We start from the raw sequence: 20,009 nt of genomic DNA on the forward strand, positions 1-20,009 counted from the left end.
TGCCGGAATGATTTGAGTTTGCATTTTTACCTACATATTTATGAAATTTTTTAATAATACTTCACCCGCCTCGCCACTTCTTTCAGGGTGAAACTGCACACCATAAAAATTGTCTTTATTTAAACTTGCACTAAATTTGGTAGAATACTCACACTCTGCGATGGTGTATTCATTTAGCCCCACACAATAACTATGCACAAAATAAAAATAAGCTCCATCTAAATCTTTAAAAAGCTCATGAGAGCTAAAGACTTGATTCCACCCCATATGCGGGAAAGTAAAATTTGTTTTTTCTTGGAATTTTTGTGTCTCGAAAGGCATAATACCAAGTGTTTTTTGGTGTAATTCTTCTGAAAATTTACCCAAAATTTGCATACCAAGACAAATGCCTAAAAGTGGTTTCGTGGTAGTTTGGATAAAATTTTCTAAATTAAGTGCTTGTAGATTAGCCATTGCTTTAGCTGCTGTGCCAACCCCAGGAAGTAAAAGCTTATCTGCTTGTGAGAGTTCTTTTAAATCATGCGTGATAATACTTTTTTGTCCTAAACGCTCGAGTGCAAAAGCAAGTGAAGCTAAATTCGCACAACCTGTATCTATAATAGCTAGTTTCATATCACTCCTTTTGAGCTTGCTAGATTTTCATTTTCTATTTTTATAGCCATTTTTAAAGCTCTTGCAAAGGCTTTAAAAAGCCCTTCGGCTTTGTGATGATCGTTTTTGCCTTTAACTTTTAAATGCAAACTCGCACCCATAGCATAGCTTAGTGAGTAGAAAAAATGCTCTATCATTTCTGTGCTTAATTCTCCAAGCTTTTCTTTTTTAAATTTAGCCTTATAAACTAAATGCGGTCTATTACAAAAGTCAATCGCGCAACTTGCCAAGCACTCATCCATAGGTAAAACAAAGCCATATCTTGCAATACCTATTTTTTGATCAAGTGCATTTTTAATAGCCTCGCCCAAAGCAAGTGCGATATCTTCTACGCTGTGATGTTCATCAACTTCTAAATCCCCTTTGCATTTTATCTCTAAAGATATATTTGCATGCGTAGCAATTTGCTCTAACATATGATCAAAAAATGCGATATTTGTTTTTATATTAGCTTTTGCTTTTTCATTAAAAGCTATTTTAACTTGAATTTGAGTTTCTTTGGTATTACGCTCTATACAGGCGCTGCGGTAATTTTGCAAAATAAAATCAGCGATTTGCTCCCAATTAAAGTCGTTTTTGTCATATTTTAAACCTTGAATTTCAAGATTTTGTGCCAAAAGCATATCGCTGTCTCTATCGCCGATAACAAAACTTTTATTTTTGTCATAAAGTTTATTTTTGATGTAGTTTTCAAGCATGGCAGTTTTTGGCTTCCTGCAGGCGCAATTTTCATGCTCAAAATGCGGACATATAAAAATATCTTCAAATTCTATGCCACAACTTTGAAAAACACTTAGCATTTTTTCATGAGCCTTGTCAAAATTTTCCCTAGGAAAAGAATTTGTGCCTAGACCATCTTGATTACTTACCATAACAAATTTAAAACCAAAATTTTTTAACTTTAAAAGCGCATTGATAGCACCTTTTTCAAACTCAAGTTTTTCCAAAGAATCGATTTGAAAATCATCTTTTGGCTCATCAATGAGCGTGCCATCTCTATCGATAAATAAAATTTTTGCACTCATTTTAGACTTTCTAATCTTAAACTCACGGCATTTTTATGCCCATCAAGCCCTTCAGCTGCTGCTAAAATTTCCACCACAGGACCAAGCTTTTTAAAGCCTTCTTTGCTAAGTTCTTGTACAGTCATTCTTTTCATAAAATCAGCAAGCCCTAGTGAAGAATAAGACTTGGTAAAACCATAAGTTGGCAATACATGATTTGTTCCACTTGCATAATCTCCCATAGATTCTGGAGAATACTCACCTAAAAATACCGAACCTGCATGCATAATATCATCAAGCAAGCTAGATGGATTTTGTGTATGAATGATCAAATGCTCGGGTGCATAGTCATTTGAAATACTTATGGCATGTTTTATATCTTTTGCAAGAATGATTTTAGAGTGTGCTAAAGATTTTGAAGCAATTTCTTTACGCGAGAGTTTTTCAAGCTGTAAAGCAACTTCATTATCTACTTCTTTAGCTAATTTTTCACTTGTGCAAACTAAAATCGCTTGAGAATCTGCTCCATGTTCAGCTTGCGAGAGTAAATCTGAAGCTATAAATTTAGCATTAGCAAACTCATCTGCTAAAACTAACACTTCAGAAGGCCCTGCTTGCATATCAATAGCTACTCCATGATTATTAACTTGCTTTTTGGCTTCAGTTACAAAAGCATTTCCTGGGCCAAAAATTTTATCCACTTTTTGCACACTTTGCGTTCCATAAGCAAGCGCTGCTATGGCTCCTGCTCCACCTATTTGATACACTGCATCAACTTCACAAAGTTTTGCCACAAAAGCAATGGCAGGATGTAATGGCGCTGGGGAAGCTAAGGCTATGAATTTACATTTTGCAATTTTAGCAGGGATAGCTAGCATAAGTGCGGTTGAAAAAAGTGGCGCTAAACCTCCTGGTATATAAAGCCCTACTTTTTCAATGGCTCTTGTTAGTACCTTGCAAGTTACCCCTTCAAAGGTTTGAACCTCTATGGTTTGACTTTCTTGAGCTTTGTGGAATTTATAGATATTTTCATAAGCTATTTTGATAGCTTGTTTTAACTCATCATCAATTTGCTCTGCTAAATTACTAAGCTCTTCATCACTTAGTTTGATGGAATTTAACTCTGCTTTATCAAATTTTACAGCCATTTGCTTTAAAGCTTCATCGCCATTTGTTTTAACATCTTCAATGATTTGTTCTACTATGGTTTTAACCTGTGCATTAGCACTCATAGCAGGACGCTTGAGTGCTAATTCTTGTTCGTTTTGGTTTAATTTTTCAAAATCAAGTATTTGCATTTTTATCCTTTAAGAGAGCATTTTTTCAATAGGTAAAACTAAAATCGCACTTGCGCCTTCTTTTTTTAAAGCTTCCATAGTTTCCCAAAATAAATTTTCTTGACTTACCATATGTAGTGCCACTCTAGCTTTATCATTTTCTAAAGGTAAAATCGTAGGTTTTTCAACACCTGGTAACAAGGCTGTGATTTTTTCTAACTTTTCAATAGGAGCATGCAACATGATGTATTTTGACTCTCTTGCTTGCATAACTCCATTAATCCTAATGAGTAATTTATCGATTAATTCTTGTTTGTGTGAAGCTAAACTTTCTTTTCTTTGGATAATGCAAGCTTTTGACTTATAAATTACCATAACTTCTTTAAGTCCGTTTGCTTTTAAAGTAGCTCCACTTGAAACTAAATCACAAATTCCATCAGCTAAATTTGCACTTGGTGCTACTTCAACTGAACCTGTTAACATACAAGTTTTATAAGGAATGTTATTTTCTTCCATAAAACGCTTTAAAAGCTGTGGATAAGAAGTTGCTATGCGTAAATTTTTAAAACTTTCTATACCTTTATACTCACTATTTTCTGGTAATGCTAAAGACAAGCGGCACCCACCAAAATCAAGTTTTTTAAGCATTATAAAATCTGCATTTTCGTTTTTTGATTTTCTTTCTAACTCATTTTCTTCTAAAACATTTTCTCCAACTATGCCAAGATCTACTACTCCATCAAAAATTAACCCTGGTATATCATCATCTCTTACTCTAAGTAAATCAATAGGTAAATTTGTAGAAAAAGCAATTAAACTTTGATCGTGTATGCGAAGTTTTACGCCTATAGACTCAAGCAAGGCAATAGAATCTTTACTTAAACGACCTGATTTTTGTATAGCTATGCGTAATCTTGAATTTTCTTGCATTTTTTTCCTTTTTTGTAGTTAAAAAAATTAATAGTAGCAAAAAATGGATAAAAATACAAAAAATAGTAAGTAAATAAATAAAAATAAGAAGTTTTTAGCCTTTAAAAGGCTAAAAATTAAGCTACGAATTCGATGAAAGCCATTTCTGCAGCATCGCCACGGCGGATTCTTGTTTTGATAATTCTTGTATAACCACCATTTCTATCTGCGAATTTAGGTGCAATTTCTGTTACAAGTTTATTTGTAGCTTCTTTATCCTGCAAGCTAGCAAAAACTGCTCTGTGAGCATTGAAATCACCTTTTCTTGCACGAGTGATCAATCTTTCAACATAACCTCTTAATTCTTTTGCTTTAGGTAATGTTGTTTCTATTTTACCTGCTTTAATAATAGCAATGGTAAGGTTTTTTAATAAGGCTGCACGATGAGTAGAAGTGCGACCTAACTTTCTATATCCATGTCTATGTCTCATTGATTATCCTTCATTTTGTGCTTTTAATTCTGTAATTTTTTTCTTTAGCGTTTCTTTTGCACTATCACTGAGTTTTGAATTTCCTATAGGAAAACCTATAGATTCCATTACACTTTTAATCTCATCTAAAGATTTTTTACCAAGATTTTTTAAATCTGCAAGTTCACTAACACTCATTAAGGCAAGTTCACCAATATAAACTACATTTGCTTTTTCTAAGCAGTTAAAACTTCTTGCACTTAAATTTAACTCAGTTATATTTTGAAGTAATTTTACATGTTCTACTTCATTATTTGGTGTTTGACTTCTTACAACGCTTTGTGCATTAGTAATTTTATCAAACACTGATAATTGTTTATACATTGCTTCTAAAGCATTTTTAAAAGCATCACTTGGTGAAATTTGACCATCAGTTGTGATTGTAAAAACAACTTTTTCATAATCTGGATTATCTTCAAAAAGCACTTTTTCTATATCATAAACCGCATGTTTTACCGGAGTAAAGAACGCATCAAGTGCTATAAATTCAGGATCTAAGAAATTTTGAATTTCTTCAGAAGGCACATAACCTATACCTTTTTCAATGATTAAAGTAAATTCTAAATCTGCATCTTCATTAATCGTTGCAAGGTAGCTATCTGCATTCACAACTTCAACAACTTCATTGTCTAAGTCTTTTCCGCAAATTTCTTTTGGTCCTTTAAAACTAAAAGTTACGATTTCTTTTTCAGAATCTGTTTTTAGTTTAAATCTTAATTTTTTTAGATTGATAATAAACAATGCTACATCTTCAAGCATACCACGCATACTATCAAATTCATGTGCTACGCCTTTGATTTTAACTCCTGTTGGAGCAAAACCTACTGTGCTTGAATAAAGCAAACGACGCAAAGGATGCGCCAAAGTAATAGCATAACCGATTTCAAAAGGCCATGCACTTACTTTTGCTACTGTATCACTGATATTTTCAATACTAAACTCTGTTGGTGTATAAGCAGAAGTTGTAATATGTCTCATATCAAAAACCTTTATTATTTAGAGTACAACTCAACGATATATCTTTCCTCAACTGGAATGATAACTTCTTCTCTTTCAGGTTTTCTTGTAAAAATTCCAAATCTTTTATCTTTTTCTACATCAACCCAAGCAACTATACCAGTTTGAGCAGTAAGTTCGATCGCTCTTGAAATTTGAGGATTGTTTTTGCTTTTTTCAATCACTTCAACTTTTTGACCTGCTTCTACTCTATAACTAGGAATATCTACTCTTTTACCATTTACTAAAATGTGTCCATGAGTTACAAGTTGTCTAGCAAAACGGCGTGTTGTAGCAAAACCCATTCTATAAACAACATTATCAAGTCTTTGTTCTAAAAGCTGGATTAAAAGCGCACCGGTATTGCCATCTTTTCTAGCAGCTTCACTAAATAATCTTCTAAATTGTTTTTCACTAACACCATACATAAATTTAGCTTTTTGTTTTTCTCTTAATTGAAGTCCATATTCACTAATTTTAGCTTTTCTTTGTCCATGCTGACCTGGTGCGTAAGGGCGTTTATCTAAAGCACTTTTACCTGCTAATCTTCTTTCGCCTTTCATTGCCAAGCTTACGCCAAGTCGTCTTTCTAATTTTTCTACTGGTCCTCTATATCTTGCCATTATAATTCTCCTAAATCTTATATCTTATTCTTAGACACGACGACGTTTTGGTGGTCTACAACCATTATGAGCTAATGGGGTAATATCTTTTAAGAAAGTTACTTTGATACCTTCCATAGCACCTACACTTTTAACTGCTGTTTCACGACCACTTCCTGGCCCTTGTACTTTAATGCCTACTTCTTTAATACCATGTTCTTTTGCTTTATTTAAAGCATCTTCTACTGCTTGTTGTGCCGCATAAGGAGTTGATTTTTTAGAACCTTTAAATCCTAAACCACCTGCACTACTCCATGCAATAGCATTTCCCATTTCATCAGTTACAGTAACCATAGTATTATTAAATGTTGCACTGATATAAACTATACCTTTAGCTATATTTTTTTTAACTATTTTTTTCTTAACAACTTTTCTTTTTGCCATTTTCTATCCTTATGATTTTGCACCAACGGTTTTTCTCTTACCTTTTCTAGTTCTGGCATTTGTTTTTGTTTTTTGACCACGAACCGGTAAGCCTTTTCTATGTCTTAAGCCTCTAAAGCTTCCTAGATCCATTAATGCTTTGATATCCATAGCAACTTGTTTTCTAAGATCACCCTCAACCATATAGTTTTCTTGAATTTCTTTACGGATAGCCGCTGCTTCGTCCTCACTTAACTCATGAACTCTTTTATCATAAGAAATTCCGGTTTTATCTAAGATTTTTCTTGAAGTATGTAAACCTATACCATAAATATAAGTCAAACCATATTCAATTCTTTTTTTCTTTGGTAAATCTACACCTGCAATACGAGCCATAAATTATCCTTGTCTTTGTTTGTGTTTTGGATTTTCGCAAATAATGCGAACTACGCCTTTACGACGAACTACTTTGCATTTGTCACACATCTTTTTAACAGATGGTCTAACTTTCATGCTTTACTCCTGTTATTGTAAATTCCACTTTTTTACAACTGCACCAGGTTTTTAGAGCAACCAACTATTTTCAAAATAAGTGGTGATTTTGAAAATACTTCTTCATACAGTTTTATTGCAATTTCTGCAAAAGTGCTAATTATACTTTACTTTTGCTTTTAAACAACTTAGACTTATTTGTATCTAAATGTAATACGACCCTTATCAAGACTATAAGGCGTTAGCTCTACTTTAACTCTATCGCCAGGCATAATTCTAATATAATGCATACGCATTTTACCTGCAATATGACAAAGTATCACATGTTTATTATCTAATTCGACTTTAAAAGTCGCATTAGGTAAAGCTTCGATTACATTACCATCGATTTCGATAATATCATCTTTTGCCAATATTTCTCTCCTTTCTATAAAATACAAAGCTATTATTTTATCACAATTTTTCTTTTTAAATTTTTAATATTTTTTTTACAAACTATAATATTTTTTACTATAATTACAAAATTACTACAAAAAGAAAGTATTTATAGATGTCAAAAACTTTAAAAAGAGGTGATTTTAAAACTCTTTCCTTATCTTCTTTGGGTGGAGCTTTAGAATTTTATGATTTTGTTATTTTTGTATTTTTTGCTAATTATATTTCAAGAAATTTTTTTCCTAGTGATTTAAGTGATTTTTGGAAACTTTTAAACACTTATGGGGCTTTCGCAGCAGGATATTTAGCTAGACCAATCGGTGGTATAATTATGGCACATTTTGGAGATAAAATGGGTCGCAAAAAGATGTTTATGCTTAGTATATTACTCATGGTGCTTCCAACTTTCTCTCTAGCTTTTATACCTACTTTTGAAACTATAGGATATTTTGCTCCTATTTTTTTACTACTTGTTAGAATAGCTCAAGGTATAGCTATAGGCGGAGAACTCCCTGGCGCTTGGGTATTTGTAAAAGAACATGCACCCGATGGAAGAGATAGTTTTTATATTAGCGCTATTAATGTTTCTATGGCTTTTGGAATTCTTTTAGGTTGTATTGTTGCCTTAGCGATTAATCATTACTTTGATCAAGAAGCAATTTATGAATATGCTTGGCGTATTCCATTTGCTATAGGTGGATTTTTTGGTATCATTTCTATATATCTTAGAAAATTTTTAGAAGAAACACCTGTTTTTCAAAAAATGCGACAAGAAAATGATTTAGAAAAATTTCCTTTAAAAACACTTTTTAAAGAAAAAAATATTTATTTAGACATCATTGCTTCTATGCTTTTAACTTGGATGCTCACAGCTTGCGTAATAATACTTATTTTACTTATGCCTAATTTTATATCAGAAGTTTTGATTCTTGATAAAACAGATGCGATTTTAATCCAAATGTTTGCAATAGTGATTTTATCTTGTGGAACTTTACTTGCTGGAATTTGGGTTGATAAATTTGGTTTTTTAGCCACCGCTTTAATTTTTACCATAGGATTTAGTTTATCGTGCTTTTTTTATTTTTATTTTTTCTATGCTCAAATTTTGCATTTGAGCATATATTTTTATTTTATAGCGTGTTTTTTTGGTGGTATTAATGCTTTAGCACCTATTTTAATGTGTAAAATTTTTAAGCCAAGTATTCGTTTTAGTGGAATTTCTTTTTCTTATAATATAGCTTATGCAATAGCGGGTGGTTTCACTCCTCAACTTGTATTTGCATTACATTCTTTGGCTATAAAACCTGAAAATCCTTTCGTGTATGGAATTTTTATTTATATTTTGTTTTTATCCCTGATAACACTGATAACTACCATATTTACTTATAAGAGGTTAAGATTTTAATGTTATAATTAAAAAAAATTATTAATTAAAAATTTAATAAAATTAAAGGAAAATGATTATGAAAATTTTTATTGTTTTAATACTTTCTTTGTTGCCACTTTTAGCATTTGAAATGATTACACCTATACCAGAAAGCATTCCTTATAATAAAGAAAAAGCTATTTTAGGAAAAAAACTCTATATGGATACAAGTTTATCAAAAGATAAAAAAGTATCTTGCAATAGTTGTCATGATATTGCAAATTTTGGAGTAGATAATAAAACTTTTTCAACAGGTATTAATGGCATAATAGATGAGCCATTCCATACTCCTACAAATTTTAATGCCGTTTTTAGCCTAGCACAATTTTGGAGAGGCAATGCAAAAGATTTACAAGAACAAGCCAAACATCCTTTGTTAAACCCTAAAGAAATGGGGTTAAAAGATGCAGATGAAGTGGTGCAAATAGTAAAAACTAACGCAATTTATGAAAAAGAATTTAAAAGACTTTACGGAGAAGTTACCTTTGATAATATAGCAGATGCTTTAGCTGAATTTCAAAAAACCTTACTTACGCCAAATTCCCCATTTGACCGCTACTTAAAGGGAGATAAAAATGCTATAAGCGAACAAGCAAAAAGAGGCTATAATGCCTTTTTATCAAATGGTTGTATAGCGTGCCATCAAGGACAAAATATAGGTGGAAATATGTATCAAAAAATGGGAGTATTTGTTCCTTATGATAATGGAACAAATTGGAAAGGACGCTATGAGATCACTCAAGATCCTCACGATCAATTTGTAGTAAAAGTGCCAAGTCTTAGAAACATAGCCAAAACTGCTCCTTATTTTCATGATGGTTCTATGCCAACACTTGATGCTTGCGTACAATTTATGGCGTATTATCAGCTTGGTAAATTTTTAGAGCAAGATGTAGTTGATGATATAGTTGCATTTTTAAATTCTTTAACAGGAGAATACCATGATCCACTCAAATAAAAAAACTTTCTCTTTTTTAAAACAATTCATCACTTTATCTATAGTGGTTTTGGTATTGCTTTTAACTTTGACTCTATTTATTTTTAATACTTACAATACCACCAAAAGAAATTCACTTATTATGGATTCTTTTCAAAAATTAGAAATTCTAGATACTAAAATAGATGAAATTTTTAAAAATAAACTAAATCTACAAAACTATGACATTAGCGTTAAACTAGTAAAAGATTTTGAAAATACTTTAGCTATTTTAAAAGCTAATGAAATAGATACTAAAAAGCTAGAAGCAATTTTTCAGAAAAAAAATACACAACTACAACATTTTAAATCAGCCAATTCTATTGCTATAAATTCAAAGCTTTATCTTTACGAAATTCAACAAGAAATCATCAAACAAACAAATCAATTAGCACTCACTACTCAAGAGGCTAAACAAATAGAATATATAGGAAATATTTTAAGCATTATAGGAACTATGGATATATTAGAACCTTTAGCACAAAATAGATTACAAAATCTTGTCACAAATTTAAACGCAAAAGATTCTCAATTACCACAAGAGTTATTTGAGCTTTTTAATACACATTGTAAGATGATATTAAGTCAAATTAAAATATTAAAAGACAATTCTCAAAGTTTTCTTGATCAAGAACTGCAAAAACAAATTCTAGCACACCAAAATTTAATTGCTAAAAATATCAATCTACAAAATAAATATAATCTTTATACAGCTATAGGAATTTTCCTATTTACCTTAGTTGTATTGATTTTTTTCATACTTTTAACATTAAAAAAAGTAATCATACCTATATCTTTACTTGAAAAACTAAGTGCAAATCTAGCAGGAGAACATGCGAATTTAAGTGCAAGATTAGACATTGATAAAAAAAGCGAATTAGCTACAAGCGCTGGCTATATTAATTCTTTCATACAGATAGTGCAAAATTCAGTTTTAGAAGCCATACAAACTGCAAATTCAAGCCACAAAAGCTCACAAAAACTTTCCCGAAATGCTGAAATTTTACAGCAAAGTTCACTTTTACAGCATGAGCAAATTTCTAATGTCCATGAAATAAGTTCTGTTTTAGAAAGTCATATAGACTTAACTCAAAATCTAGCTAAAAATACTATAAAAGATATGCATGATATGCAAGAAGTTATGGGAGAAGTTGAAAAAACACTTAAAGAGTTAATAGAGCTTATATTACTAAGTGGAGAAAAAGAACAAAGTGTTTTAAGTGCTATGGATATACTAGTACAAAGTGCTGATAGTATTGTAGAAGTTACAGCAGCTATTAAAGATATAGCCGATCAAACTAACTTACTAGCTTTAAATGCAGCTATTGAAGCAGCTCGTGCAGGAGAACATGGTAGAGGCTTTGCTGTTGTTGCTGATGAAGTTAGAAACTTAGCTGATAAAACTACAAAATCTTTAGTCGCTATAGAAACTACTGTAAGAACTATAGTACAACAAATCAATGACAACAAAAGCTTGATGGATGGAATTCATCAATCCATGAGTGATACTTCCAACAAAGCTAATATCTTACAAGGTGAAGTCGGTGCTTCTATAGAAAAATTAAAAACAAGTATCCATTCTACTAAAATTATGGAAGAAAAAAGTGATGAGTCAAAAGCTAAAATGAATGAGTTAGAACAAAATGTAGAAAAAGTGACTGAGCTTGCAAATTGTGTTAAAAACTATTCACTCGAGCTAACACAAATTTCACAAGATGTTTTAGAAAATGCTTCTAAACTTTCAGAAAAACTAAAAACATTTGAGTAAGAAAGTTTAAACTTTCTTACTTAGATAAAATATCTGCTTTGCCATTTATAATTGCAACACAATGCTCATAATGAGCAGCATTTAATCCATCTTTGCTTCCTGCTTCCCAATTACCTTTTAAATGTACCGGTGTGCCATCTTTTTGACATACCATAGGCTCTATGCAAAATACCATGCCATTTTTGATTTTAGGTCCACTTTTTGCACTAGCACCTGGTTCTAAATAATTTGGAATTTCAGGCTCACCGTGTGGCTTTTTACCTATACCATGACCACAATAACCTTTCAAAGGTACAAATCCTCTTTTAGCGATAAACTCGCCAAGCTCATATGAAAGCTCTTTAAAACGCATACCTTCTTTGATAATATCTATAGCATAATACAAAGCATCTTTAGCACAAGCAATCAAAGCCTCATCAGTGGCTGAAATTTGACCTATAGGTATAGTCCTTGCTGCATCTCCATAATATCCATCTATGCAAGTACCCACATCAAGCCCTAAAATATCGCCTTCTTTTAAAATACGCTCATCCCCTACACCATGAATGCAAGCTTGATTAAGCGAGATACAAATACTACCTGGAAAACCATATAAGCCTTTAAAAGATGGTTTTGCACCATGATCAAGTATAAATTCTTCTGCTTTAATGTCAATTTCTTTTAAACTCATACCCGGAACTATAATGCCCTCTAGATAGTCAAGCGTTCTAGCTACAAGTTCATTTGCCTTGCGTAGTTTTTCTATTTCTGCTGGTTTTTTGATTTCTATCATTTATATTTTCCTTAAAATTTTTAAAAATTTAGCATTTATGCGCTTTTAAAAGCTTTAAGGAAAAACCTTAAGTTTTAAAACTTAAGGTTTTAACATACACTTGTAAGATTAGTAGCTAGGCCACCTAAAGAAGTTTCTTTGTATTTTGAGTTCATGTCTTTGCCGGTTTCATACATAGTTTTTATAACCTCATCAAGACTTACTTTTGGAGTTGATTTTCTACTCATTGCCATTCTAGCAGCTGAAATTGCTTTAATCGCTCCAAAGGCATTTCTTTCTATACAAGGAATTTGCACTAAACCACTTACTGGATCACAAGTTAAACCTAAATGATGCTCCATTGCAATTTCAGCAGCATTACAAGCTATATTTGCATCAAAACCCATTACAGTAGCCATAGCTCCTGCTGCCATAGAACTTGCACTACCAATTTCAGCTTGACAGCCAGCTTCAGCACCACTTATACTTGCATTTTTCTTATAAAAAGAGCCTATTAACATAGCAGTAAGTAAAAAATTAATGGCTTTTTCATCGTTAAAACCAATAGTATGATTTTTAAGATAAAGCATTACAGCAGGCACAACAGCACATGCACCATTAGTTGGTGCAGTTACCACTCTAGCTCCACTTGCATTTTCCTCTGCAATAGCAATAGCATATAAAGAAATAAAATCAATAATTCCTAAAGGATCACTTGTCATAGCCAAACGCTCATTAAGTCCTTTGGCGCGGCGTTTTAAATGTAAATTCCCTGGAAGAAAATCTGAGCTTGGATGAATACCATTATAATAAACTTCTTGCATTACTTCCCAAATTTCTAAACAATAAGCTCTAATTTCTTCTTTAGTGTGAAATTGAAGCTCATATTCATAAGAGAGTTTTGCTAGATCCCATGAATTTTCTTCGCAAATTTTTAAAGCATCGCTTGCGTTATTAATATCAAGTTCTAATTTGGTATGTTTTTGCTCACAAGCTCCGTCTTTGTGTTTTTGAAGTTCAGCTTCACTCATAACAAAACCACCGCCTACCGAATAATAAATTTCTTCAGCAATGATTTCTCCATTTTCATTATAAGCACTTATTTTCAATCCATTTTCATGCAAAGGTAAAAAGTCTTTTTCAAAAATCAAATCTTTATCATAATCAAAATTTAATTCTTTTTGAGCATCTAAAACCAAAATTTTATCTTGCAAAATTTTATTAAACACACGATCTTGCAAAGAAACATTTAATTCTTTTGCTCTTAAGCCACTCAACCCCCATATAATAGCTTTATCACTTAAATGGCCTTTACCAGTAAGCGATAAAGAGCCATAAAGTTTGATTTGAATTTTTGTAATTTGTGTGATTTTATCTTTGATTTTTTCACAAAACATATTCCCTGCTAGCATTGGTCCTAAAGTATGAGAAGATGAAGGACCAACACCAACTTTAAATATACTTAAATTACTACTCATTCATCAGCACCTTAAAAAGTATAAATTACAGTGATGATTGTCAAAATACCTGTGATAAACACAAATGCATCTAAAGCTTTGTTTTGGAATTTTTTCATTTTAGATACAGTGTAAATTGCAATCATAGGCATTAAAAATAAGATTGCGGCAATGATTGGACCACCTAAGCTTTCAATAAAACCTAAAATACTTGGATTTACATAAGCAGTAATTAACATAACAATATACATTACCAAAGTTGAATAAACTGCGATTTTTTTCAAATCCGGATTATCATTACCTGCTAATTTACAACATTTTCTAACTATACCATAAGCACCTTCCCTAGCACCAAAATAATGCCCAAAGAATGAACTAGAAATTGCTAAAAATGCGATTAGTGGACCACCATAAGAAATAAATGGATTATCAAGTTTATTAGCAAAATAAGAAAGTACAGGTATGTTTTGTGCTCTAGCTTCAGCAAGTTCTGCAGGAGTTAAAGAAAGCACGCAAGATACCACAAAAAACATTACAAAAGCAAGTAACATTACAGAAGTTCTAAATAACACTTGATTTGCTTTTTGTACTGAATTTTCAGGATATTGTCTTTTTACACTTAAAGAAAAAGTAGAAATCGCTGGTGAGTGATTAAATGAAAACACTAAAACCGGTAAAGTTAGCCATACTATAGTAATAAATTCTTTTGTTCCAGGAATAGCACTAAAACTTTCAAACGACCATTGCGGGATAAGATATAAAGAAAATAAAAATAAAATAGCACATAAAGGATATACAAGCCACTCACATACTTTAGTAATTAATTCTTCACTAAAAAGCATAATAAGCATAAAAATACTTACTAAAACAAAAGCAAAAAGCGCTCTATAAAAAGGAAGTAAATTAGCTATAGTTTTTCCTTGCTCATTTACACTTGTTTGATACATAGCACTAATTGCATTTGCGAAAGAACCATTTGGATCTAAAAGTGGTAAGAATTGATTATAAATAAAACTCTCAAAAGTATTAGTTATACCTACACAATATGCTAAACAAATTGGGAAAATTGCAAAGAAATAAAGCACAGAAATAAAAATACTTACTTTTCTACCAAAATACTCTTCAGCCGCATGAGTAATATCTTTATCATTACCATTTGCTTGACATACAAAACGACTTAAGGCTCTATGGCTTAAATACACCATTGGAAAAATAATCAAAGCCATTACAACAACTGGCCAAAAACCACCAACACCTGCTTTAATAGGTAAAAATAAAATCCCCGCACCAACTGCAGTCCCAAAAAGAGAAAGCATCCAACGCGTATCAAAAGAATTCCACTTAAGATTATCCACATTTTCTCCTTGTAAAAAATAATAAAAAAAGCTTTTACCTAAAAACTTTTTGTATTATTTTACAAATATGCTCTTGAGTAGTTTGGCGTGATTTTTTCCCTTTCATTTAAAGCAACTGCGGCTTCATTTGCAAAATTTGGATTTCTTAATAATTTTCTACCATAACAAACTAAATCACACACCTCACCCAAAAGCAAAGCCTCACCTTCGCTAGCACTATTTATAAGACCCACGCAAGATATAGGAATTTTAACAACTTCTTTTAAAGCCTTAGCATAAGGAGCTTGGTAAAGTGGTGCTATATTTGGCACTAAAGAAGGTTTGTTGATATTTCCACCTGCTGAAATATCTAACATATCAACGCCTAAATTTTCTAAAATCAAGGCAAGTTTTTTACTATCTTCCAAATTCCAACCACCCTCTTGCCACTCTGTAGCTGAAATTCTTACAAATAAAGTAATATCAACTTCTTTTTTTATACGCTTAATGATATCACACAAAAGACGCGCTCTATTTTCAAAACTACCACCATATTCATCATCTCTTTGATTTGATAAAGGAGATAAAAATGAACTAAGCAAATACCCATGAGCACTATGAAGTTCTATCGCATCATAGCCTGCTTCTTTAGCTCTTTTAGCACTTTGGATAAATTCTTGCTCTATTTGTAAAATTTCATCTTTACTTAAAACATGAAGTTTAGAAAATTTTTCACTAAAAGCGATATTACTTGGGGCTTTTGATATAGCTTGTTTGCATGAATTTTTACGACCACTATGATTTAGTTGGATAGCAACCTTAGCACCAAAATGATGACAAAGATCGACAAGCCCCTTATGTCCTCGAATTTGAAAATCTCCCCAAAGGCCTATATCATTATCAGCAATTTTTGCATTTTCATTAATCGCACAAGCTTGAACTATGATAAGCCCAACACCACCCAAAGCTCTAGCTCCATAATGTATCAAGTGAAATTGATTAATCTTACCATCTAAAACTTGTGTTTCATACATATCCATAGGAGGCATTACGATGCGATTTTTTACATAAAAATTTCCAATCTTTAGCTCACTCAAAAGTAAAGACATAATACCCCTTAAAATATTTTTTATATTACTATAATAGAAAAAAATTAATTTTTCTTAAAACATAGAGTATTTTAGACCAATATTATAATTTTTAATAGATTATTATTAAAAAAATAGTTTTTAATTATATTTTTTCATTATTAAAACTACAAAACACAATCTAATCAAATAAGCTTTTCTCAAAACACTTTAACATAAAGCTTTTGCGATGCAAAGGTGAATAACCAAATACTTTAATCTTTTCTATATGAGCTTTTGTACCATAACCTTTGTGTTTATCAAAATCATAATTATTATATATTTTAGAAAAATAACACATTTTTTGATCACGACTTACCTTAGCTAATATACTAGCGGCTGAAACTTCTTGCACTTTCATATCAGCTTTAATCATAGTATTAATACCCAAAACACCATAATTTAAATTTCCATCATATAAAATCTCATCTTGGTTAAAATGTTTTTTTATTATCTTTAAACCCAAATTTAAACACTGACTAAGTCCTAAAATATCAATTTGCAAAGGTGAAAAAGCAAGGATTAAAAAATTTGAATTAGAAAGAATTTGCTCATATAATTCTTCTCTTTTTTTTGCACTTAATTTTTTAGAATCAGCTAAACCATCAATATTTTTTAAAAGCTTACAAGCTGCCAAGTGCATATCTCCAGCTAAAGCCCCGCGCCCAGCCTCATCTACTCCAACTAAAGCCACTATTTTTCCTTTATAATAGTGTATTTTTCTACTAAATTTTCTAAAGAATAATTTATATTAGCAGGTGAGCTTGAAGGAAGTTCAAAAAATTCTTGTTCAGGATAAAATTTAGCAAAATATTTACTTGCAACTTTACCTAATACACAAATTTTTTCTATATTTGCCTTATCTAAAATAATACTTATATCATTTGCTTTGGCATAAGAAATAGTTTTATCATCTGAATTTTTTATCTTACAACTTGCTATAACATCCCAAAGTGCTATATGATTTACTTTCAAAAAAGCTTTTTGAACTTGTACTGTTTTTAACTCACACTCAAATAATATTTCAAAGATACGCCAAAAGCGATTTTTACTATGTTGATAATAAAAATTTTCTTCTCTTGATTTAATAGATGGAAAAGAACCTAGTATTAAAACTTTTGAGTGTTCATCAAAGAAAGGTTCAAAAGGATGAGTTAAAATTTGCATATTAGGCCTTGATAAAAATAAAATATTTTATCATTTTTATCAAGATTTTTAAAATTATCCTAAAAATTCTCGTTTGAAGTATTCTTTTGGAGCTTTACATAAAGGACAGGCATTTGGTGCTTTTTTACCACGGTGTATATGCCCACAAACTTCACAAACCCACAATTCTTCTACTTCTGAATTAAAGAAATCTTCTTCTTCAAGCATTTTTTTAAGCGCTAGATATTCTCTTTCATGCTCAATTTCTACTTTACCAATAGCAGTAAATAATCTTGCTATGTTTTTCTTGCCTTCATCTTCTGCAATTTGTGCAAAATTTGGATACATGGTAGTATGCTCGTAATTTTCACCCTCTGCTGCACAGATTAAATTTTTAGCAGTTTCTTCCAAAGCTTTACCATCTACTAATTCATGGTATGCTTTAAATTCAGCTCTTGCATGCCATTTTTCATTTTCTGCAGCTTCTCTAAAATGCTTTGCAATAGCATGCCAACCTTCTTCTTGAGCAATATCTGCAAATAAATCATATTTGTTTCTTGCCATAGATTCACCTGCGAAAGCTTTCATCAAATTTATGGCTGTTAAATCTTTAGTAATGCACTCCATTTCTTGACCACAACAACTAAGCTTTCCACCACCTACATTTTGCACTTCTACTTCATTGCCGCATTTTTGGCATTTATAGCTTTCATATTGTCTCATTCAATATCCTTGTGATTAATTTAAGTAAGATTTTGATTGAAAAACTCACCCAAATGTTATTGTAGCATTTGGGTGCTAAAAGATTTTAGTATTTTAAGAAATATTCTTGAATTTTCTTAGGATCACTTGTTTTAGTTAAAGCAAGCATTAATAATACTCTAGCTTTTTGAGGACTCATATCACCTGTATCAATAAAACCAAGTTTTGCATCAGCATCACTTACTGCAACTCTACCAGCTACTACGCGTGAACTTACCGCTACATTAAGACCTTTTTTAAGCAATTCTTTTAATACATCTTTTTGATAATCATGAATACTGCCAGCACCTGTTCCAGCTACAACTATACCTTTAGTTCCATTTTCAAACAAAGCTTTTGCTGCAACACCGCTACCATCATTTGCATAACTATAAAGAATATCTACTTTTGGTAATTCTTTTAGCTTGCTAACATCAAATGGAGATTTTTTAGTGTGTAATTTTGTATTAGTATTGTAGAAGAATGCTTTTCCATCTACTATATAACCCATATCACCCATATCCGGTGAACTAAATGCATTTACATTTAAACTATGAGTTTTCATAACGCCTCTAGCGCTTTGAATTCTATCATTCATAGCCACCATTACACCTTTATTTTTTGCTTGTGGATCTGCTGCTAACGCTACAGCATTGTAAAGATTTTTAGGACCATCTGCACTAATTGCAGTTGATGGGCGCATTGCACCAACTAAAACAACAGGTTTATCGCTTTTTACGGTTAAATTTAGGAAATATGCAGTTTCTTCCATGGTATCAGTACCATGAGTAATCACAACTCCATCTACATCAGATTTTAAAAGCCTATTGACTTCTTTAGCAAGTTTTAGCCAAATTTCATTTGTCATATCTTTACTATCAATATTTGCAATTTGATCCCCGCTAATTACTGCTAAATCTTGAATTTGAGGCACTGCTTTAATCAAAGCATCAACCCCTAAAACACCTGCTGTATAACCTGTTGTAGCTACCGAACTATCAATCGAGCCTGCAATAGTTCCACCTGTAGCTAAAATTGCAACTTTTGGTTTTGCTTCCAAAATTCCTGCTCCTAAACTTAGTGCCATAGCTGCGCACATTAACATTTTTTTCATGTTAGTCCTTTCATTAGAAATGATAAAAATTATAATGCAACTATGTTTAAATAAAAATAAATTATTAATATAAAAAATACTTTAGTAAATATTCATTAATTAAAGCCATAAATTTGCAATTTTTTTTAGTTTTTCCACATCGCTTGAAGCATAAAATTGAATGTTAGCTTCTTCTTGGATTGATGTTAAGTTAAATTCTTGTTGCAATTGCAAAGCTATAGCCTCGCCTGAATGAATAAGTTTTGTATTTTTACCAAAATACTCTTCCAAAGAATGGGCGATTAAAGGAAAATGCGTACATGCTAAGATTAGAGCATTAGGATGAAATTTAAGCTTATTAAAATAATACTCAAAAGCAGCTTTTAAAAAATCTCCTTGAAAAATCCCTTCTTCAACCATAGGTACAAAAAGCCCAGTTGCTTTTTCTTCCACTTTTAAAAAACCTTCTTTGATTAAAGCTTGCTTATAAGCGTGAGAATCCACGGTAGCTTGTGTTGCAATGACTAATATATTGGAGTTTTTATCTTCTAAAGAGTTTTTAACTGCTAAAACCCCTGCTTCTATAACTCCAAGAACCGGAAATGGTGCATTTACTTTTAGAAATTCTAAAGCATGCGCGCTAACTGTATTACACGCAATAATAAGCATATCGACTTTTTTTTCTTTGAAAAACTCTAAAGCTTCTAGGGAAAATTTAATGATAGTTTCTTTATCTTTAACCCCATAAGGTACCCTTGCGGTATCCCCATAGTAAATATATTCTTTAAAAAGTTTTGCTTGAAGTAAAGATTTTAAAACACTAAGCCCACCTACACCGCTATCAAAAACGCCTAGTCTCATCAAAATCCTT

Annotated in this window: 23 protein-coding genes and 1 pseudogene; 4 read left to right on the plus strand and 20 right to left on the minus strand. The window is 31.6% G+C overall.

Going from position 1 to position 20,009, the window contains the following annotated elements; translation table 11 throughout:
- Positions 1-30: 30 nt before the first annotated feature.
- The 11 genes from hisH to infA all read right to left on the minus strand — a co-directional run bounded on the left by hisH (position 31) and on the right by infA (position 7,297).
- On the minus strand, positions 31-612 hold the full coding sequence (gene hisH / locus L8W64_RS06770; RefSeq protein WP_263673274.1) for an imidazole glycerol phosphate synthase subunit HisH: 582 nt from the start codon (positions 610-612) through the stop codon (positions 31-33).
- The gene (hisB, locus tag L8W64_RS06775; protein WP_263660371.1) at positions 609-1,676 is read right to left on the minus strand and encodes a bifunctional histidinol-phosphatase/imidazoleglycerol-phosphate dehydratase HisB; all 1,068 of its coding nucleotides are present in this window, start codon (positions 1,674-1,676) and stop codon (positions 609-611) included. Before hisB ends, hisH begins: the two co-directional genes overlap by 4 nt.
- The gene (hisD, locus tag L8W64_RS06780; RefSeq protein WP_263673275.1) at positions 1,673-2,953 is read right to left on the minus strand and encodes a histidinol dehydrogenase; all 1,281 of its coding nucleotides are present in this window, start codon (positions 2,951-2,953) and stop codon (positions 1,673-1,675) included. The genes hisB and hisD overlap by 4 nt, the downstream gene beginning before the upstream one ends.
- 9 nt (positions 2,954-2,962) lie before the next feature.
- Positions 2,963-3,862: an ATP phosphoribosyltransferase gene (gene hisG / locus L8W64_RS06785; protein WP_039667846.1), complete on the minus strand. Its 900-nt coding sequence runs from the start codon at positions 3,860-3,862 to the stop codon at positions 2,963-2,965.
- A 116-nt stretch (positions 3,863-3,978) separates the two neighbouring features.
- Positions 3,979-4,332 carry a 50S ribosomal protein L17 gene (rplQ, locus tag L8W64_RS06790; protein WP_012660847.1) on the minus strand — a complete coding sequence of 118 codons (354 nt, stop codon included), beginning with the start codon at positions 4,330-4,332 and terminating at the stop codon, positions 3,979-3,981.
- A gap of 3 nt (positions 4,333-4,335) precedes the next feature.
- A complete protein-coding gene (locus tag L8W64_RS06795; protein WP_039627711.1) occupies positions 4,336-5,349 on the minus strand; it encodes a DNA-directed RNA polymerase subunit alpha in 1,014 nt (337 codons plus the stop codon).
- 14 nt (positions 5,350-5,363) lie between these two features.
- Positions 5,364-5,990, minus strand: a complete 627-nt coding sequence (gene rpsD / locus L8W64_RS06800; RefSeq protein ID WP_263659172.1) for a 30S ribosomal protein S4 — start codon at positions 5,988-5,990, stop codon at positions 5,364-5,366.
- 30 nt (positions 5,991-6,020) lie between these two features.
- Positions 6,021-6,413 (minus strand): 30S ribosomal protein S11, encoded by a 393-nt coding sequence (gene rpsK, locus L8W64_RS06805; RefSeq protein ID WP_133319145.1) that lies wholly within the window; start codon positions 6,411-6,413, stop codon positions 6,021-6,023.
- A gap of 9 nt (positions 6,414-6,422) precedes the next feature.
- Entirely contained in the window at positions 6,423-6,788 is a 366-nt protein-coding gene (gene rpsM / locus L8W64_RS06810; protein ID WP_012660843.1) for a 30S ribosomal protein S13, read from the minus strand.
- 3 nt (positions 6,789-6,791) lie between these two features.
- Positions 6,792-6,905: a 50S ribosomal protein L36 gene (gene rpmJ / locus L8W64_RS06815; protein WP_002781429.1), complete on the minus strand. Its 114-nt coding sequence runs from the start codon at positions 6,903-6,905 to the stop codon at positions 6,792-6,794.
- A 173-nt stretch (positions 6,906-7,078) separates the two neighbouring features.
- Positions 7,079-7,297, minus strand: coding sequence for a translation initiation factor IF-1 (gene infA / locus L8W64_RS06820; protein ID WP_012660842.1), 219 nt, complete (start codon positions 7,295-7,297; stop codon positions 7,079-7,081).
- Between the two features lie 137 nt (positions 7,298-7,434).
- Between infA and L8W64_RS06825 the strand changes: the two genes are divergently transcribed.
- From L8W64_RS06825 to L8W64_RS09010, 4 genes and pseudogenes are all read left to right on the plus strand, one after another.
- Positions 7,435-8,724 carry an MFS transporter gene (locus L8W64_RS06825; protein ID WP_263673277.1) on the plus strand — a complete coding sequence of 430 codons (1,290 nt, stop codon included), beginning with the start codon at positions 7,435-7,437 and terminating at the stop codon, positions 8,722-8,724.
- A gap of 55 nt (positions 8,725-8,779) precedes the next feature.
- A complete protein-coding gene (locus L8W64_RS06830; protein ID WP_243705637.1) occupies positions 8,780-9,703 on the plus strand; it encodes a cytochrome-c peroxidase in 924 nt (307 codons plus the stop codon).
- Positions 9,687-10,361, plus strand: a pseudogene (locus L8W64_RS09005) (DAHL domain-containing protein); the annotation flags it as partial. The gene L8W64_RS06830 and the pseudogene L8W64_RS09005, both read left to right, overlap by 17 nt.
- Before the next feature lie 501 nt (positions 10,362-10,862).
- The gene (locus L8W64_RS09010; protein ID WP_412175216.1) at positions 10,863-11,489 is read left to right on the plus strand and encodes a methyl-accepting chemotaxis protein; all 627 of its coding nucleotides are present in this window, start codon (positions 10,863-10,865) and stop codon (positions 11,487-11,489) included.
- Positions 11,490-11,505: 16 nt separating this feature from the next.
- Here L8W64_RS09010 and map read toward each other — a convergent pair whose 3' ends face one another.
- The 9 genes from map to murI form a co-directional block, all read right to left on the minus strand.
- Entirely contained in the window at positions 11,506-12,261 is a 756-nt protein-coding gene (map, locus tag L8W64_RS06840) for a type I methionyl aminopeptidase (RefSeq protein ID WP_263659176.1), read from the minus strand.
- Between the two features lie 89 nt (positions 12,262-12,350).
- Positions 12,351-13,718: an L-serine ammonia-lyase gene (locus L8W64_RS06845; RefSeq protein ID WP_263673279.1), complete on the minus strand. Its 1,368-nt coding sequence runs from the start codon at positions 13,716-13,718 to the stop codon at positions 12,351-12,353.
- Between the two features lie 11 nt (positions 13,719-13,729).
- Entirely contained in the window at positions 13,730-15,013 is a 1,284-nt protein-coding gene (locus tag L8W64_RS06850; protein ID WP_133319191.1) for an aromatic amino acid transport family protein, read from the minus strand.
- Between the two features lie 98 nt (positions 15,014-15,111).
- Positions 15,112-16,140: a tRNA-dihydrouridine synthase gene (locus L8W64_RS06855; RefSeq protein WP_263673280.1), complete on the minus strand. Its 1,029-nt coding sequence runs from the start codon at positions 16,138-16,140 to the stop codon at positions 15,112-15,114.
- 160 nt (positions 16,141-16,300) lie between these two features.
- Positions 16,301-16,852: a ribonuclease HII gene (locus tag L8W64_RS06860; protein ID WP_220567005.1), complete on the minus strand. Its 552-nt coding sequence runs from the start codon at positions 16,850-16,852 to the stop codon at positions 16,301-16,303.
- Positions 16,852-17,325 carry a DNA-deoxyinosine glycosylase gene (locus L8W64_RS06865; RefSeq protein ID WP_220567004.1) on the minus strand — a complete coding sequence of 158 codons (474 nt, stop codon included), beginning with the start codon at positions 17,323-17,325 and terminating at the stop codon, positions 16,852-16,854. The genes L8W64_RS06860 and L8W64_RS06865 overlap by 1 nt, the downstream gene beginning before the upstream one ends.
- A gap of 54 nt (positions 17,326-17,379) precedes the next feature.
- Entirely contained in the window at positions 17,380-18,027 is a 648-nt protein-coding gene (locus L8W64_RS06870) for a ferritin family protein (protein WP_220567003.1), read from the minus strand.
- 85 nt (positions 18,028-18,112) lie between these two features.
- Positions 18,113-19,144: a type II asparaginase gene (locus L8W64_RS06875; RefSeq protein WP_257928322.1), complete on the minus strand. Its 1,032-nt coding sequence runs from the start codon at positions 19,142-19,144 to the stop codon at positions 18,113-18,115.
- A gap of 114 nt (positions 19,145-19,258) precedes the next feature.
- Positions 19,259-19,999, minus strand: coding sequence for a glutamate racemase (gene murI, locus L8W64_RS06880; RefSeq protein WP_263673281.1), 741 nt, complete (start codon positions 19,997-19,999; stop codon positions 19,259-19,261).
- Positions 20,000-20,009: the final 10 nt, after the last annotated feature.

Origin of the sequence: Campylobacter sp. IFREMER_LSEM_CL1097, assembly GCF_025772225.1 — a bacterium.
Taxonomy (GTDB): domain Bacteria; phylum Campylobacterota; class Campylobacteria; order Campylobacterales; family Campylobacteraceae; genus Campylobacter_D; species Campylobacter_D lari_D.